The following is a 16772-nucleotide window of genomic DNA, read 5'->3' as shown; positions in this document are numbered from 1 at the left end:
CGTTACTTCCCGGCTTCGTCGTCCTCGGCGACCAGCCGGGCCGGGAAACCGCCGGTGGCGATCGGGCCCCAGCGGCGCGGGGTGACCCGGATCAGGGACTTGCCCTGGGTGCGCATGGCCTCGCGGTACTCGTCCCAGTCCGGGTGCTCACCGGCGATGTTGCGGAAGTACTCGACCAGCGGCTCGACGGACTCCGGCGTGTCGATCACCTCGGCCTCACCGTCGATCTGCACCCACGGGCCGTTCCACTCGTCGGACAGCACGATCACGCTGACCGACGGCGCCCGGCGGGCGTTGTGCACCTTGGCACGCTCGGGATACGTCGACATGACCAGCCGGCCGTCGTCGTCCACCCCGCAGGTCAGCGGCGAGCCCTGCGGTGTCCCGTCGGAGCGGCGGGTCAGCAGGATCGCGCGGTGCCGGGGACGGACGAACTCCAGCAACTCGGGCAGGTCCACTCGGGTGTTACGGGCGATGGAGGGGCTCATGGGCTCAGCCTAGGGCGTGGAGCGCACTCGAAGGCCCGTGTCGCACGGGTACGTACGGGGCGGGTGAGAAGGGTGTGGCCGGGGCGGGGGAGAGGCCGTGCCCGCCGGGTGCCGGTGCGCGGGTGTGCCCGCGGCTTCGGGCCGCGTTCGCTCTGCCCGCAGGGTGGTGACACGGGTGCGCGGGCGCCGGTGCGGCTCCGGCGGGTGGGCGCCCGGTGCGGTGGCCCCGGCGCGTGGGCGCTCCCGTCCGGCGCGTGGCCGCTCCCGGTGCCGCCGGGCCCGGTCGTGCCCCGGCGTCCGGTCGTGCCACCTGGGAACGGGCCGGGGCGGGCCGGCAGAGGTACCGCGGCGCCCCACACGCCGCGGTACCCCTGCCGCCCCGCCCCGGCCCGCCGGTGCCGTCCGGCCCGCCGTCCGCCGGGGCGTCGCGGGAAGGGGCGCGGCGCCGTGCGGACGGCGGGTGCGGCGGCGGTTCAGCGGTGACCGGCCAGCGGTTTGCCGGTGGCCGCGTCGACCAGGGTGCGGTGGCCCAGCGGCTGCTTCAGCTCCACCGTGACCTGGTCGGTGGCGAGTTGGGCGGTGCACATCTTCTTGTCGTCCTTCTTGCGGCTCCAGCCGGACACCACGACCAGCTTCTCCGACTCGCGGACGTGCGCGCCGTACTTCGCGTCGCAGGCGCCGTGCCCGACGGTCACCGTCACCTTCCGCGCCGAGACGCCCGGCTTGTCGGCACCGGCCAGCGGCAGCAGCGCCTCCTTGTGCCCGGCGACCGGCTCGACCTTCGGCCAGTCCCGCACGATGGTGTCGGCGCGCTGCTCGAACGCGCTCGGCTTGCCGGGCGGCGCGGCACCGACGGTCTGCTTCGCCTGGCCGCACCCGGCCAGTGCCGTACCGGCGGCGGTCAGGGCGGTCAGGGCGGCCAGGGTGCGCCGGGCGGCGCGGTTCTTCCCGGCGGGGGTGCGGGTCCGCGGTGCGGTGGGGTTCCACATGTCTGCCTCCTCGGGTCACGCATGGGACGGAGCCGGGGCCGATCGGGTTCCGCCCCCGTCCGCGCGTTCTCAGGGACGGCGGGAGGACACCGCGCCGTGGCGGCCTGTCCGCCGTGCCTTCTCCCCGTACGGGGAGCCGCCGGCCGACCGGCACCGTCCGCCGCGCGCCGCCGGGTCGCTCGCTCCCGTCGCGCCGCCCGGGGCGGGTTCGCCGCCCTCGGCACGGGGACCGTCCGCGTTCCGTACGGAGATCCGCTGGTCGGCGGCGTGCGGGCGGTGGCGGAGGTGGTGGTGGCGGGGGCCGGGTGGCGGTGATGGGGCGTGTGGGGCGGCCGGGGCCAAGGGAGTTGGCGGGTTGTACACCCTTGTCACGCTGAGCGTCCGCTCACATAATCACAGAGCGCTTTACGGACTCATCCCCCACTGGGTCCGCAGGCCGCACGGCAGGCTGCCTGTTCCGCAGCTGTGCCGCGCACCGGCTCCGGTGGGGCACGCGTTCGTCCTCGACGTGCAACCCCCCACGAAAGGAAGCCCGTTGCGCAGCTCCCTGAAGCACCTCAAGAGAACCACCGCCGCCGGCGCCGTCGCCCTGGCCGCCTTCAGCCTCCTGCCCGGCACGGCCTTCGCGGCGCCCGCCCCCGACACCTCCGGCTCGGTGGGCACCAAGGTGGTCGGCGGCACCAAGGCCGACCAGGGTGAATTCCCCTTCATGGTCCGGCTGTCGATGGGCTGCGGCGGCGCGCTGTACGCCAAGGACATCGTGCTGACGGCGGCGCACTGCGTCGACGGCAGCGGTCCCAACACCGGCATCACCGCCACCGGTGGCGTCGTCGACCTGGAGGACCCGGCCGCCGTGACGGTCAAGTCCACCGAGGTCCTCCAGGCCCCGGGCTACGACGGCAAGGGCAAGGACTGGGCGCTGATCAAGCTGGAGAAGCCGATCGACCAGCCCACCCTGAAGATCGCCCAGGACGACAAGTTCAACAACGGTGACTTCACCATCGCCGGTTGGGGCGCCGACAAGGAGGGCGGCGACCAGCAGCGCTACCTCCTGAAGGCGACGGTGCCGTTCATCGACGACGCCACCTGCGAGAAGGCGTACGGCGACTCGCTGACCCCGGGTGACGAGATCTGCGCCGGCAAGCTCGACACCGGTGGCGTCGACACCTGCCAGGGCGACTCCGGCGGCCCGATGTTCCGCAAGGACGACGCGGGTGAGTTCATCCAGGTCGGCATCGTCTCCTGGGGCGAGGGCTGCGCCCGCCCCGGCAAGCCCGGCGTCTACTCCGAGGTGAGCACCTTCGCCGCGGACATCCAGAAAGCCGCGTCCGGCCTGGGCGCCTGAGCCCTCACCGACGCGTCCCCCCACCGGTGTGGCGGACTTCCCCCGGTCCGCCGCACCTGACCGCCCCGGTACCGGCCGGCCCCGCCGGTGCCGGGGCGGTGCGCGAGGTGCTGGTCGACGGGCGGGCGCACGCCCCCGCGGTCACCCACCGCGCCGCCGCCGACCGCGTCGCGTACCCCCTCGCCATGGTGATCGTCACCGGGGACCGCGGCGGCGACGGCGTCGCCGACCGGCGGACGGGGCCGCCGCGCTGCGGGAGACCATGACCGATCCGGCCGGCGCCGGCCCGTCCCGCGCCGCCCGTGTCGCCGGGGCGCGCCCGCCGCCCCTCACGGCACCAGCCGCACCTGCCCCACCCCCGCCGCCCCGGCCAGCTCCAGCAGGAGGATTTCGTTCGGGCCCTCGCGCAGGACCGGGCCCGGGACGTACAGGGTGTGTTGCGGGCCGGCCGACCAGTAGCGGCCGAGGGGGAAGCCGGCGAGCCAGGCGAAGCCGCGGGTCCAGCCGGGGAGTTCGAGCCGGGCGTCGCCGCTGTGGCCCGGCGGGACGGTGACCGTGCCGCGGTGCAGGCCGCGGGCGCCGGGGCGGGGCGGGGCGAGGGAGAGGCGGGCCACGGACGCCGCGTCCTGAAGCGCGTCGAGGCGCAGACCGCGGGCGCGGACGCCGTGCAGATACTGGCGTTCGTGCAGGACTCCGCCGGTGAGGCCCTTGGGTTCGCCGAGGCGGGGGCCGTAGTTGACCCGGCCCAGGGACTCCACCCACAGCTCGACCTCCGCCGGGCCCGGGACGTCGCCGAGCAGCGCGTCCTCGGTCGTCAGCTCCGGGCCCGGCACCCCGTCCACGAATGTCACGGCGCGGTCCCGCAGGCCCCGGACCCGCAGCGGGTACGGCTGCCGGGGGCCGGGCACCCGCAGCCGGTAGCGGACCAGACCGCGGTCCACGTCCAGTTCCTCGAAGGTGGGCGGGACGGGCGCGGTCACCTCCGGGCCGCCGAGCGCGTCCAGGACCGCGCCGGGCGCCGCCCATCCGTCCAGGTGGACGTCGGCGGGCGCGCCGAGCACCGGCCAGGGCGCGGGCGGCGGGGGCGGCGGGGCGTCCGTGTACGGGGCGAGGGCGTCGCGGAAGAGGGCGAACTTGGCGGTGGGGCGGCCGCGTTCGTCGATCGGAGCGGCGTAGTCGTAGGAGGTGACGGTCGGCTCCAGCGGGCCGTCGTGCAGCGCGCCCGCGCGGTTGGCGCCCGCGTGGCCGCCGAAGCTGGTGCCGCCGTGCGCCATGTAGAGGTTGACGGACGCGCCGCACTCCAGGGCGGCCCGCAGCTCCCGCGCCGCGCGCTCCGCACCGTCCGGCGCGGGCTCCTCGCCCCAGTGCGCGAACCAGCCGCACCACAGCTCCGCGCAGAACAGCGGGCCGGACGGGCGGTGGCGGCGGAGCGCGGCGAACGCCTCCCGGGCGCCCGAGCCGAAGTTCACCGCGGCGAGCACACCGGGCAGCGAGCCGCCGGTCAGCATGTGGTCCTCGGGCCCGTCCGAGGTGAACAGCGGCACCGTCACACCCCGCTCGCGCAGCAGCTCCGCCAGCCGGGCCAGGTGGCCGGAATCCGACCCGTACGAGCCGTACTCGTTCTCGACCTGCACCAGCACCACCGGGCCGCCGGCGGTGCACTGCCGGGGGACGATCTGCGGCAGCAGCGCCGTGAACCAGCGCTCCACCGCCCGCAGATACTCCGGATCACCGGTCCGCACGCGGCGTCCCAGCCGCCCGGTCAGCCAGTGCGGCAGTCCGCCGTTCTCCCACTCGGCGCAGATGTACGGGCCGGGCCGCACGATCGCCCGCAGACCGGCGCGCCCGGCCGCGTCCAGGAACCGGCCGACCGCCGCGACGTCCCGCAGCTCGCCGGGGCGGGGTTCGTGGAGGTTCCACGGGACGTACGTCTCCACGCAGTTCAGGCCCAGGGCGCGCAGCATCGCCAGCCGGTGGTCCCACTGCGCCTCGTGGACGCGGAAGTGGTGCAGTGCGCCGGAGAGCAGCCGCACCGGCCGCCCGTCCAGCAGGAAGTCCTGCTCGCCCACCGTGAATCCGGCCGCCTCGTACGCCACCGTGCCGCCCGCCCTCCGCCGTCGCCGTCCGTGCCGCCCACCCTCGCCCCCTGGCCGGGCGGCGGTCCATGGACAAAGATCGGCGCTGTTTGGACGGAGCGGCGGCGGACCGTACCGGCGGACCGCGGGAAGGCCGGAGATGTACCACACCTGGATGCGCTACTTCACACCCACACCGCTTCACCACCGTCTCGGTCTGGTCTGCCTGGGCGTCGGTCTCCAGCACGGCACGCTGCCGCCGGTCGGGCCGCGCACCCTGGACCACCATGTCGCGCTGGTCATCAGCGCCGGACGCGGCTGGTACGCGGGGGCTGACGGCCACATCCGGGAGATCACCGCGCCCGCCCTGCTGTGGCTGCTGCCGGGCGTCGTCCACCATTACGGCGCCGATCCGGACAGCGGCTGGGACGAGAGCTTCGTCGACTTCACGGGGCCGGCCACCGCCACCTACCGGGAGCTGGGGTACATCGAGGCGGACCGCTGCCCGGTGCCGCTCACCGACACCGTCGCCCCGCGCGCCGCCGTCGGCCGGATCGCCCGCGCCGCGCGCCGTGACAACCCGCTGCTGGAGGTGGAGACCTCCGCCGCCGTCCACGCACTCCTCGTGGCGCTGCGCCGGGCCCGCGCCGGGAGCGACACGGACGGCGACCCGGTGCTGCGGGCGCTGGCCCGGGACGCCTTCGCGCCGCTGACGGTGGCCGGGCACGCGGCGCGTAACGGCATGAGCCCGGCCGCGCTGCGCGCCGCGGTGCGCAGCGCGGCCGGGTGCACGCCCAAGGACTATCTGCTGGGCATCCGGCTGGGCCGGGCCAAGGAGCTGCTGGCGGCGACGGAGCTGCCCGTCGCCGCCGTGGCCCGCCGGGTCGGGTACGACGATCCGGCGTACTTCAGCCGGCTGTTCGCCCGCCGGGTCGGCGTCTCCCCGGTGCGCTTCCGCGAGCGGCAGGGGCGCAGTGTGCCGGGCGGCTGGTCCGACACGGTGCCGGACCCGGACGATCCGCCGGTGGTGCGGTCAGGGGGAGACCTCCTCCAGCGGCCGGTCGCGGGTCTCCTCGGTGAAGAGGGCGGCGGCCGGCGCGGCGGCGGCGGCGACCGCGGGGAGCGTCCCGAACACCCCGGGCAGCCCGGTCGCCGCGCACACCGCGCCGACGACGGGCCCGCCGGTCACCCCCAGCCGGCCCGCGGCGCCGCCCGCGGCGTGGCCCGGCGCCCGCGTCCGGGTCGGGTACAGCTCCGGTGTGCAGCGGAGGAGGCAGATGGCGGAGCCGAAGAAGCAGACCGCGGCAAGTGACGTCAGCAGGACGCGGCCCGCGGAGCCGGTGCCCGTCACGGCGAGAACGACCTGACCGCCCTCGGCCCCAACCGCGCGGCCCGGGGCCCGCCCCGCGGTCACGGAAGCCTCCCGTCCGCGAAGTTGTCCACACCCCGTGCGGCCGAACGGGCGCGTACGGCAGCATGAATCCCATGCCCGCACTCCAGCGCGACGAGGCGCAGACCCGAGCCGGACTCCTCGACGTCCGCCACCACTCCATCCACCTCGACCTCACCCAGGGCGAGAAGCACTTCGGCTCCCGCGCCGACATCCGCTTCACCGTCCGCGACGGCGCCCCCGTCACCACATTCTTCGAGGTCAAGCCCGCCGCGCTGCTCTCCGTCACCCTCGACGGCACCCCCCTCGACCCCGCCCTCCTCGACGACAACCGCTTCCCGCTCACCGGCCTCGCCGCCGGCGACCACGAGCTGCGCGTCGAGGCCCGTATGTCCTACTCCCGCACCGGCGAGGGCATGCACCGCTTCACCGACCCCGCCGACGGCGAGAGCTACGTCTACACCCAGCTGTTCATGGAGGACGTCCAGCGCGTCTTCGCCACCTTCGACCAGCCCGACCTCAAATCCGTCTTCGCCCTCACCGTCACCGCCCCCGAGGAATGGTCCGTCCTCGCCAACGGCGTCACCACCCACGAAGGCGGCGGCGTCTGGCGCGCCGCCCCCACCCCGCCGCTCTCCACCTACCTCGTCGCCGTCGCCGCCGGCCCCTGGCACTCCGTCCGCACCGAGCACGCCGGATTGCCCTTCGGCATCCACTGCCGCCGCTCCCTCGCCCCGTACCTCGACGCGGACGCCGAGGAGCTCTTCGACCTCACCCGCCGCTGCTACGACCGCTACCGCGACCTTTTCGACGAGCCGTACCCCTTCGACTCCTACGACCAGGCGTTCGTCCCCGAGTTCAACGCCGGCGCGATGGAGAATCCGGGCCTCGTCACCTTCCGCGACGAATTCGTCCACCGCTCCGCCGTCACCGACACCGAGCGCCAGACCCGCGGCATGGTCATCGCCCACGAGATGGCCCACATGTGGTTCGGCGACCTCGTCACCCTCCGCTGGTGGGACGACATCTGGCTCAACGAGTCCTTCGCCGAGTACATGGGCTACCAGGTCCTCTCCGAAGCCACCCGCTTCACCGACACCTGGGTCGACTTCGGCACCGTCCGCAAGAGCTGGGGCTACGAGGCCGACCAGCGCCCCTCCACCCACCCGGTGGCCCCCGCCCCCGAGGACGTCCCCGACACCGCCTCCGCCCTCCTCAACTTCGACGGCATCTCGTACGCCAAGGGCGCCTCCGCCCTGCGCCAACTCGTCGCCTGGATCGGCGAGAAGGACTTCCTCGCCGGGATCAACGACCACCTCACCCGTCACCGCTTCGGCAACGCCACCCTCGCCGACTTCCTCGACTCCCTCGCCCGCCACACCGACCGCGACGTCCCCGGCTGGGCCGCCCGCTGGCTGCGCACCACCGGCCCCGACACCCTCACCGCCACCGTCGAACCGCAGGGCGGCACCTGGCAGCTCGCCCTCACCCACCACGGCAGCCGCCCGCACCGCATCGCCATCGGCCTCTACGACCAGGACCCCACCGCCACCGCGCACGCCTCCTCCGGCACGTCCCGCCTCGCCGCCCTCGCGGGCACCCGCGTCACCCCTCCCGCCCCCGCCCGCCTCGCCCTGCGGAACCGCTTCGAGGTCGACATCCCCCAGGATGAAGGCACCACCCGCCACACCCTCCCCGGGCCCGTCCCCGCCCTCGTCGTCCTCAACGACGGCGACCTCAGCTACACCAAGATCCGCCTCGACCCGGCCTCCTGGGAGACCGCCGCCCGGTCCCTGTCCGGCATCCCCGCCGCGAACGGCGGCGCGCTCACCCGTGCCGTGCTGTGGACCGCCGCCCGCGACATGGTCCGCGACGGCGACCTGGCCCCCGCCGCCTACCTCGACATCGTCCGCCGGCACCTGCCCGCCGAGCCGGACCCCGCCGTCGTCGCCGGAGTGCTGCGGTTCGCCCGCACCCCCGTCGCCGACCGCTACCTCCCCGCCGCCGAACGCCACGCCGCCCTCGGCACCCTCACGGCCCTGAGCCGCGACATCCTGCGCCACACCGAAGGCGCCACCGACCCCACCGCCACCAGCCTGCGCCTGATCGCCGTCCGCGCCTTCATCGACAACGCCACCTCCCCCGAGGGCATCCGGGACTGGCTCGATGACGGCAGCGTCCCCGGCGGCCCCGACCTCGACCCCGAACTCCGCTGGCGCATCCTCGCCCGCCTCGCCACCCTCGGCGCCCTCACCCCCGAGCGCATCGATGAGGAACTCGCCCGCGACCCCAGCGCCACCGGCACCGAGGGCGCCGCCCGCTGCCGCGCCGCCCTGCCCGACCCGGCCGCCAAGGAAGCCGCCTGGCAGGCCCTGTTCACCACCGACGCCGACGCCGCCCCCTCCAACTACCTCTTCACCGCCACCGCCACCGGCTTCTGGGCCCCCGAACAGCACGACCTCCTCCGCCCCTACGTCGCCCGCTTCTTCACCGACGCGGTCACCCTCGCCGTCCACCGCGGCCCCGCCCTCGCCGAAGCCGCCACCCGCCACGCCTTCCCCACCCCCTTCATCGACGAGGAAACCCTCCGCCTGGGCCACACCTGCCTGACCACCGAATCCCCCACCCCCGCCCTCCACCGCGGCCTCACCGATCAACTCGACGACCTGGCCCGCGCCCTGCGCATCCGCCAGGCCCACACCCCTGACACCCCTGACACCTCTCACATCCCCGAAGCCTGACGCCCGGGTCTTGATGCCTGACGTCGACGCCTGACGGTTGGTGCCCGACGCCGCCGCCGACGCCTGTCTGTTGGTGTCTGGTGCCCGATGCCTGACGGTTGGTGTCTGGTGCTGGCCTGGGGCCTGACGTCTGGCCCGGCAACGGGAGCCGGGCCGACGAGCGGAGCGAAGGCTTGGCCGGATACCTGCTCCGCCCCGGCCTGGCGCCCGTCGCCCTGGTCTGGCTCCGGCCTCGGGCCTCCGGGAGCCGGGGCCGGGCCGGGTCGGCTCCGACTCCGCCCTGGCTTGGGTCGGACCTCGTCCGGGTCTGGCTGCGACCCCGTCCAGCTCGGGCGCCGGCCCCCGGGGGCCGACTCGGCCTCGCTCCGCCTCCACCCGGCTCGGGCTTGGACCTCGTCCGGGTCTGGCTGCGACTCCGCCTTGGCTCGGGCTCCGGCCCCGGCTCGGGCTCCGGCCCCGCCCGGCCTGGCTGCGGGCACCGGGTCGGCCTGGCTGCGACCCCGCCCAGCGCGGGCTCCGGCCGCCGGGCGCCGACTCGGCCTTGCTCCGCCTCCACCCGGCTCGGGCTTGGACCTCGTCCGGGTCTGGCTGCCACTCCGCCCTGGCTCGGGCCGGCCCTGCCCCGGGCTCCGGCCCTGCCCCGGCTGCGGGCACCGGTCTGGCCTGGCTCCGACCTCGCCCAGCTCGGGCTCCGGCCGCCGGGCGCCGACTCGGCCTCGCTCCGACTCGGGCTCCGGCCTCGCCCCGGCCTGACTGCAGGCCCCGACTCGGCCTCGCTCCGATCCCACCCGAGCTCGGGCCCCGGCCTGACACCCGGCCCTCGCCCCGTCCTGGCTCCGGGCACCGGTCCGAACTGGCTCCGACCCCACCCCAGCTCGGGCCCCGGCCGGACACCCGGCCCTCGCCCCGCCCTGGCGCACGGCCTCGCCCTCGTCCGTCCTCCCTTGCCGCCCTGGCCTGCCGGGCCGTCGCGCCACCCCGGCTCGACCTCCGGTGGCCAGGGGCCCGGCCCACCCGGGCGCTTCGCCCGAGGCCGTGCCGCGACCTGCGGATACGGCCCCCGGCCCGGCTCGCCCCGTACCGCTTTCGGGCCACCTGTCCGGTCCTGCCCCGGCCCGGCCCCGCTCGCGCTCCGGCTCCCCCCACGTGGGTCACACAACGGCCGACCGCGCCCTCGCCCTCCGGCCCACCGCCCCGGCCCGCGCGCGCCCCACCCGAACACCTGCGGCACTCGCCTCCCACGAATGGGTGGAACCACCGCCCCCGGTGGCTACGTACCGTACGAGGAAAGTAACTTAGGGCCGCCTAACGCCGGGCCACCCGCGCGACGCGGGGCGGCCGCTCCCCCACCAACTCTCCACACGGAAGGGCACGTTCATGCCTGTGCCCGCCACCGACGCCGCCCTCGCGGGCGGTATCGAAGGCCCCCGCGCGCTCCGCCCCCTCCTCGACACCGTCCTCGGCGCCCTCGCCGACGGCGCCGCCGACCGCGCGGGCCCCCTCCCCGCAGGCGGACCGGATGCCGTCGCCCGTGCCGTCCACGCCGCCTGCGCACCCCTCCTGCCCGACGACGGCGACGGCGCGCACACCGCGCTCGCCACCCTCATCCGCACCCTGGCCGCCGGCGCCGCCGACCCCGCCGACCCGCACTGCGCGGCCCATCTGCACTGCCCGCCGCTGGCCGTCGCCGCCGCCGCCGACCTCGCCGCGTCCGCGCTCAACCCCTCCATGGACTCCTGGGACCAGGCCCCCGCCGCCTCCGCCCTCGAAGCCCTCGCCACCCGCGAACTCGCCGCCCTCGTCTTCCCTCACGCACCCCGGCCCGCACCGACGGCGGACGACGCCTACGCACCCGGTGACGGTCCGGACGCCCTGCTCACCACCGGCGGCACCGAGTCCAACCAACTCGCCGTCCTCCTCGCCCGCGAGGCCGCCCGCGCCGCCCGCCCCGCCACGGGGGAGCGGTACGCCGGGGGAGCGCGGCACTCGGCGGCGGTCCCCCGGACCCACGCCTGCCGTACCACCGCCGGCCCGGCCCCGGCCACCACCCTCGCCCCCGTCATCGGCGCCCCGCGCCGCCCCGCCGACGCCCTCCCGCCACCGGCGGCGGACGCGTCCCCGCTCCGTATCGTCTGCGGCGCCAACGCCCACCACAGCATCCACCGCGCCGCCTGGCTCCTCGGACTCCCCGCACCCGTCACCCTCCCCACCCCGGACGGTGTCCTCGACCCGGCCGCCGTCGATGCCGCCCTCGCCCGCCTCCGTGGCCCCGTCCTGCTCACCGCCACCGCGGGCACCACCGACTCCGGCGCCCTCGACCCGCTCGGGGCCCTCGCCGACCTCGCCGACCACCACGGCGCCCGCTTCCACGTCGACGCGGCGTACGGCGGCGCGCTCCTCTTCAGCGACACCCACCGCCCCCTGCTGGCGGGCCTGGACCGCGCCCACACCGTCACCCTCGACCTGCACAAACTCGGCTGGCAGCCGGTCGCAGCCGGACTCCTCGCCGTCCCCGGCACCGCCGACCTCGCCCCTCTCGACCACCGCGCCGACTACCTCAACGCCGACGACGACACCGAAGCGGGCCTGCCCGACCTCCTCGGCCGTTCCCTGCGCACCACCCGCCGCCCCGACATCCTCAAGGCGGCCGTCACCCTCAAGGCCCTCGGCCGCCGCGGCATCGGTGACCTCGTCGACCGCACCCTGGCCGCCGCCACCACCCTCGCCGACCTCATCGAGGACCACCCCCACCTCGACCTGTACTCCCGCCCCACCCTCACCACCGTCCTCTTCCGCCCCACCGGCGTGGACGACGCCACCGTCGCCGCGATCCGCCGCGCCCTCCTCGCCGACGGGCACGCCGTCCTCGGCCGCGCCGCCACCTCCACCGGACTCTGGCTCAAGGCCACCCTCCTCAACCCGCACACCGACGCCGGTGACCTCGCCCACCTCCTGAAGCTCGTGGAAGGCCACATCCCCTGATGACCACCGCGCACCCCGCCGGCACCGCAGCCCCCACCGACCCCCTCGACCTGGCGGGCATCGGTATCGGCCCCTTCAACCTCTCCCTCGCCGCCCTCGCCCAGCCCCTGACCGGCCTGCGCACCGCCTTCTACGACCAGCGCCCCGCCTTCCACTGGCATCCCGGCCTCCTCATCGAGGGCGCCACCCTCCAGGTCCCGTTCCTCGCCGACCTCGTCACCCTCGCCGACCCCACCAGCCCCTGGAGCTTCCTCAACTACCTCCGCAGCCGCGACCGCCTCTTCCCCTTCTACTTCGCCGAGCGGTTCCACATCCACCGCGCGGAGTACGACGCGTACTGCCGCTGGGTCAGTGAGCACCTGCCCGCACTCCACTTCGGCCACCAGATCGACGCCGTACGCTGGAACGCCTCCCACGCCGTCTTCGAGATCGACTACACCCACCTCGGCGCCGACGGCGAAGCCGAGGCCCTGGGCCGCGGCTACGCCCGCAACCTCGTCCTCGGCATCGGGACCGCCCCGTACGTCCCGGAGGCGCTGCGGCCCCTCGCCGCGTCCCCCGCCGCGCCGGTCCTGCACTCCGCCGACTACCTCGACCACCGGGAACGCCTGCTCGCCGCCGACCACGTCACCGTTGTCGGCGCGGGCCAGTCCGGCGCCGAGATCTTCCTCGACCTGCTGCGCGCCCGCCCCGTGGGCCGCGAACGCCTGCACTGGCTCGCCCGTACGCCCGCCTTCGCGCCCATGGAGTACAGCAAGCTCGGCCTCGAACACTTCACCCCGGACTACACGCGCTACTTCCACGCCCTGGCCGAACCGGTCCGCGACGCCCTCGTCCCCGGCCAGTGGCAGCTCTACAAGGGCATCGACCACGACACCCTCGCCGCCATCCACGACGAGCTGTACCGCCGCACCCTGCACGGCGGCTGGCCGGACGCCGTCCTCACCCCGGGCGTTCACGTGGCGGCCGCCGACCGCACCCCGGGCGGCGGTGTCGAACTCCACCTCACCCACCCCGAACAGGACACCGGCACCCGCCTGACCACCGACGCCGTCGTCCTCGCCACCGGCTACCGCGAACGCCGCCTCGACACCCTCCTCGCCGCCCTCGACCCGTACATCCGCCGGGACGCCGCGGGCCGCCCCCGCGTCGACACCGACCACCGGATGGTCCTCGACCCCGCCGTCACCGGCGCCGTCCACGTCCAGAACGCCGAACGCCACAGCCACGGCGTCGGCACCCCGGACCTCGGCCTCGCCGCCTGGCGCAGCGCCACCATCCTCAACTCCCTCACGGGAAACACCCCTTACCCGCTGCCCGACCGCACCGCCTTCACCACGTTCGGCCTCCCGCACCCCACCGGCCCCGCGACCGTCGTCCCGCCCCGGGCAGCACCCGCCCACCACGCCTGACGCCACGTCATATGACGCCCGCACGCCCCGCCCGCCGCTCATCGGAGCGGCGGGCCGCGCATTTCAATACTCGTCAACAACCTTTCATCCAGCGGTCGTTGGGCAGTCGCCACGGCACCGTTCTCTACCAGTGGGTACGACATAGGGTCGCCCCATGCGCCGAGCAAAAATCGTTTGCACACTGGGACCGGCCACCGGCACGTACGAGCAGATCAAAGACCTCGTTGTCGCCGGTATGGACATCGCACGCCTCAACCTCAGCCACGGCGGCTACGCCGATCACGAAGCACGCTACGCACGGGTCCGCGCGGCGGCCGAGGACACCCGCCGCAGCGTCGGTGTCCTCGCCGATCTTCAAGGTCCGAAGATCCGCCTGGGCCGTTTCCGTGAAGGCCCCGTACTTCTCGAACGCGACGACACGTTCACCATCACCGTCGACCCCTCCGTCGAGGGCGACCGCCACCTCTGCTCCACCACCTACGACGGCCTCGCCGCCGACGTCACCACGGGCGAGCGCATCCTCGTCGACGACGGCAAGGTCACCCTGGAGGTCACCGGCACCGACGGGACCCGCGTTCGCACCCGGGTCGTCGAGGGCGGCATGGTCTCCGACCACAAGGGCCTCAACCTCCCCGGCGTCGCCGTCTCCGTCCCCGCCCTCTCCGGCAAGGACGAGGACGACCTCCGCTGGGCGCTGCGCACCGGCGTCGACCTCATCGCCCTCTCCTTCGTCCGCAGCGGCCACGACATCGAGGACGTCCACCGGATCATGGGGGAGGAGGGCCGCTTCCTCCCCGTCATCGCCAAGATCGAGAAGCCGCAGGCCGTCGAGAACATCGACGACATCGTCGCCGCCTTCGACGGGATCATGGTCGCCCGCGGTGACCTCGGCGTCGAAATGCCGCTGGAGGCCGTGCCGGTCGTCCAGAAGCGCGCCGTCAAGCTGGCCAAGCGCAACGCCAAGCCGGTGATCGTCGCCACCCAGATGCTGGACTCGATGATCGACAACTCCCGGCCCACCCGCGCCGAGGCGTCCGACGTCGCCAACGCCGTCATCGACGGCACGGACGCGGTGATGCTCTCCGGTGAGACGAGCGTGGGGAAGTACCCCACCGAGACGGTCCGCACCATGAGCCGCATCGTCACGGCGGCCGAGGAGGACATCCTCGCCAAGGGCCTGCCGCCGCTGACCGACCGCAGCAAACCCCGCACCCAGGGCGGCGCCGTCGCCCGCGCGGCCGCCGAGATGGGCGACTTCCTCGGCGCGAAGTTCCTCGTCGCCTTCACGCAGTCCGGCGACACCGTCCGCCGGCTCTCCCGCTACCGCTCGCCCATCCCGCTGCTCGCCTTCACCCCCGACCCGGCGACCCGCTCGCAGCTCAACCTCACCTGGGGCGTGGAGACTTTCCTCGGCCCGACCGTCGCCTCCACCGACGAGATGGTCGCGCAGGTCGACGAGCAGCTGCTGAAGATCGGCCGCTGCGAACGGGGAGACCTGGTGATCATCACCGCCGGTTCGCCGCCCGGCGTTCCTGGCTCCACCAACCTCGTCCGGGTCCACCGCATCGGCGAGGACGACGGCGGGAAATAGCTCCGCCGTTCCGCCGGGGGAAACAGCCGCCCGTGCGCGGGCGTTGATGCCGGGCCGAGGTTCTGACCGCCGTTCCTGTCAGTGCTTCGGCCCTCTGCCTGCCATGGCAGGAAGCCGGGGCGGAGCGCCGTACGGGGGCAGAGGCACCGGGCCTCTCGCGAGGGGAGGGCTACCGGACGCGCTCGTCATGACGGGTGAAGATCACCGATCGGCGGAGCGAGGTCTGGCCTTCGAAAGTGAGGCGAAGTGCCCTGGGTGGGATTCGAACCCACACTGTCGGTGGTTTGAGCACCGTCCCTCTAACCGGTTGGGGTACCAGGGCCTTGGGAATCGAAGGCTGAGGAGCCCCCGTCGTGCTCCCACCATACAGGAGCTGGGTACGCTAAAGGGGCACCACCTGCCTGAACGAGGAGACCCGTGAGCGCCGCCGAGCCCGAGCAGCCCGCCGCCGATGATGACCGGTCGCACGTCCCCCCGCTCACGACGCGCGTCGTGATCGCCGAGGACGAGGCCCTCATCCGTCTCGACCTCAAAGAGATGCTGGAGGAGGAGGGCTACACCGTCGTCGGTGAGGCCGGTGACGGGCAGAAAGCCGTCGAACTGGCCCGTGAACACCGTCCGGACCTGGTCATCCTCGACGTGAAGATGCCGATCCTGGACGGCATCTCCGCCGCCGAGCGGATCGCCGGGGAGAGCATCGCCCCCGTCCTGATGCTGACCGCCTTCTCCCAGCGCGAGCTGGTGGAGCGCGCCCGGGACGCGGGCGCGATGGCGTATCTCGTCAAGCCGTTCTCCAAGAGCGACGTCGTCCCCGCCATCGAGATGGCGGTCAGCCGCTTCACCGAGCTGAAGACGCTGGAGAAGGAGGTCGCCGACCTCACCCAGCGGCTGGAGACCCGCAAACTGGTCGACCGCGCGAAGAGCATCCTGCAGACCCAGTACGGGCTGACCGAACCGGCCGCGTTCCGCTGGATCCAGAAGACGTCGATGGACCGCAGGCTCTCCATGCAGCAGGTCGCCGAGGCGGTCATCGAGGACGCCGAGGAGAAGAAGCAGAAGGACCAGAAGGACCGGAAGGACCAGCCGGGGCAGTAGCGGCCCGGAGGTTTTGCCCGTGTGGCCCCGTCACCGTCGTACGGTGCGGGGCCACACGTGTGCCCGGGGCCGGTGCCGGGCGGACGCCCGAGCGAGGCTGCCGGGCGCACGGGCGGGGCGGCCGCGGGCGGGTGGGGCCTCAGCTTCGGTAGGCGTCCTCGGGGGCGTCCCGGAGCATGCAGGTCAGGCGGGCGGTGCAGACCCGCTTGTCCGCCTCGTCGGTGATCACGATCTCGTACGTCGCGGTGGAGCGCCCCCGGTGGACCGGGGTGGCGACGCCGGTCACCAGGCCCGAGCGGACCCCGCGGTGGTGGGTGCAGTTCAGGTCCACGCCGACGGCCAGCTTCGACGGGCCGCCGTGCAGCATCGCGCCGACCGACCCGAGGGTCTCCGCCAGCACCGCGGACGCGCCGCCGTGCAGCAGCCCGTACGGCTGGGTGTTGCCCTCGACCGGCATCGTGCCGACGACGCGGTCCGGACCTGCCTCGATGACCTGCACACTCATCCGGCTGCCGAGGTGCCCGGCGGAGAAGAGCGCGGGCAGATCGAGGCCGGGCCCGGCCCACTGGTCGAGGACCTCCCGCGGGAACGTGGTGGTCTGCTGCGTGCCCAAGTGCTCGCTCCGTCCGCTCGTCCGTGCTGATCGGTGATCCGGATGTTCCTA

Annotated in this window: 11 protein-coding genes, 1 tRNA gene and 1 pseudogene; 8 read left to right on the top strand and 5 right to left on the bottom strand. The window is 74.5% G+C overall.

From position 1 onward, the window contains the following. Window positions 1–2: 2 nt before the first annotated feature. Entirely contained in the window at window positions 3–488 is a 486-nt protein-coding gene (locus ACZ4M8_RS00845) for a PPOX class F420-dependent oxidoreductase (protein WP_399092485.1), read from the bottom strand. A gap of 473 nt (window positions 489–961) precedes the next feature. After that, entirely contained in the window at window positions 962–1477 is a 516-nt protein-coding gene (locus ACZ4M8_RS00840) for a hypothetical protein (protein WP_467602161.1), read from the bottom strand. 535 nt (window positions 1478–2012) lie between these two features. Here ACZ4M8_RS00840 and ACZ4M8_RS00835 point away from each other — a divergent pair. Further along, window positions 2013–2822: a S1 family peptidase gene (locus ACZ4M8_RS00835; protein ID WP_467602158.1), complete on the top strand. Its 810-nt coding sequence runs from the start codon at window positions 2013–2015 to the stop codon at window positions 2820–2822. 98 nt (window positions 2823–2920) lie between these two features. After that, on the top strand, window positions 2921–3088 hold the full coding sequence (locus tag ACZ4M8_RS00830) for a hypothetical protein (protein ID WP_467602154.1): 168 nt from the start codon (window positions 2921–2923) through the stop codon (window positions 3086–3088). Between the two features lie 63 nt (window positions 3089–3151). Here ACZ4M8_RS00830 and ACZ4M8_RS00825 read toward each other — a convergent pair whose 3' ends face one another. Beyond that, window positions 3152–4918 carry a glycoside hydrolase family 35 protein gene (locus ACZ4M8_RS00825; RefSeq protein WP_467602151.1) on the bottom strand — a complete coding sequence of 589 codons (1767 nt, stop codon included), beginning with the start codon at window positions 4916–4918 and terminating at the stop codon, window positions 3152–3154. Window positions 4919–5057: 139 nt separating this feature from the next. Between ACZ4M8_RS00825 and ACZ4M8_RS00820 the strand changes: the two are divergent. From ACZ4M8_RS00820 to pyk, 5 genes and pseudogenes are all read left to right on the top strand, one after another. Further along, window positions 5058–5927: pseudogene (locus tag ACZ4M8_RS00820) on the top strand (helix-turn-helix domain-containing protein); the annotation flags it as partial. Between the two features lie 455 nt (window positions 5928–6382). Continuing rightward, window positions 6383–9028, top strand: coding sequence for an aminopeptidase N (pepN, locus tag ACZ4M8_RS00815; RefSeq protein ID WP_467602149.1), 2646 nt, complete (start codon window positions 6383–6385; stop codon window positions 9026–9028). A gap of 1377 nt (window positions 9029–10405) precedes the next feature. After that, window positions 10406–12010 carry a pyridoxal phosphate-dependent decarboxylase family protein gene (locus ACZ4M8_RS00810; protein ID WP_467602146.1) on the top strand — a complete coding sequence of 535 codons (1605 nt, stop codon included), beginning with the start codon at window positions 10406–10408 and terminating at the stop codon, window positions 12008–12010. Continuing rightward, window positions 12010–13422, top strand: coding sequence for a lysine N(6)-hydroxylase/L-ornithine N(5)-oxygenase family protein (locus ACZ4M8_RS00805; RefSeq protein ID WP_467602143.1), 1413 nt, complete (start codon window positions 12010–12012; stop codon window positions 13420–13422). Before ACZ4M8_RS00810 ends, ACZ4M8_RS00805 begins: the two co-directional genes overlap by 1 nt. Before the next feature lie 154 nt (window positions 13423–13576). Beyond that, window positions 13577–15013: a pyruvate kinase gene (gene pyk, locus ACZ4M8_RS00800; RefSeq protein ID WP_467602140.1), complete on the top strand. Its 1437-nt coding sequence runs from the start codon at window positions 13577–13579 to the stop codon at window positions 15011–15013. A gap of 247 nt (window positions 15014–15260) precedes the next feature. On the opposite strand, the gene ACZ4M8_RS00795 is transcribed toward pyk, so the two are convergent. Beyond that, a tRNA-Leu gene (locus ACZ4M8_RS00795) sits at window positions 15261–15335 on the bottom strand. Window positions 15336–15430: 95 nt separating this feature from the next. Between ACZ4M8_RS00795 and ACZ4M8_RS00790 the strand changes: the two genes are divergently transcribed. Further along, the gene (locus ACZ4M8_RS00790) at window positions 15431–16108 is read left to right on the top strand and encodes an ANTAR domain-containing response regulator (RefSeq protein ID WP_467602137.1); all 678 of its coding nucleotides are present in this window, start codon (window positions 15431–15433) and stop codon (window positions 16106–16108) included. Window positions 16109–16247: 139 nt separating this feature from the next. On the opposite strand, the gene ACZ4M8_RS00785 is transcribed toward ACZ4M8_RS00790, so the two are convergent. Then, window positions 16248–16721, bottom strand: a complete 474-nt coding sequence (locus ACZ4M8_RS00785) for a PaaI family thioesterase (RefSeq protein WP_467602135.1) — start codon at window positions 16719–16721, stop codon at window positions 16248–16250. Between the last annotated feature and the right edge of the window lie 51 nt (window positions 16722–16772).

The organism is Streptomyces sp. NPDC027185, from assembly GCF_055567035.1.
This window is presented reverse-complemented; position numbering and strand designations above follow the sequence as displayed.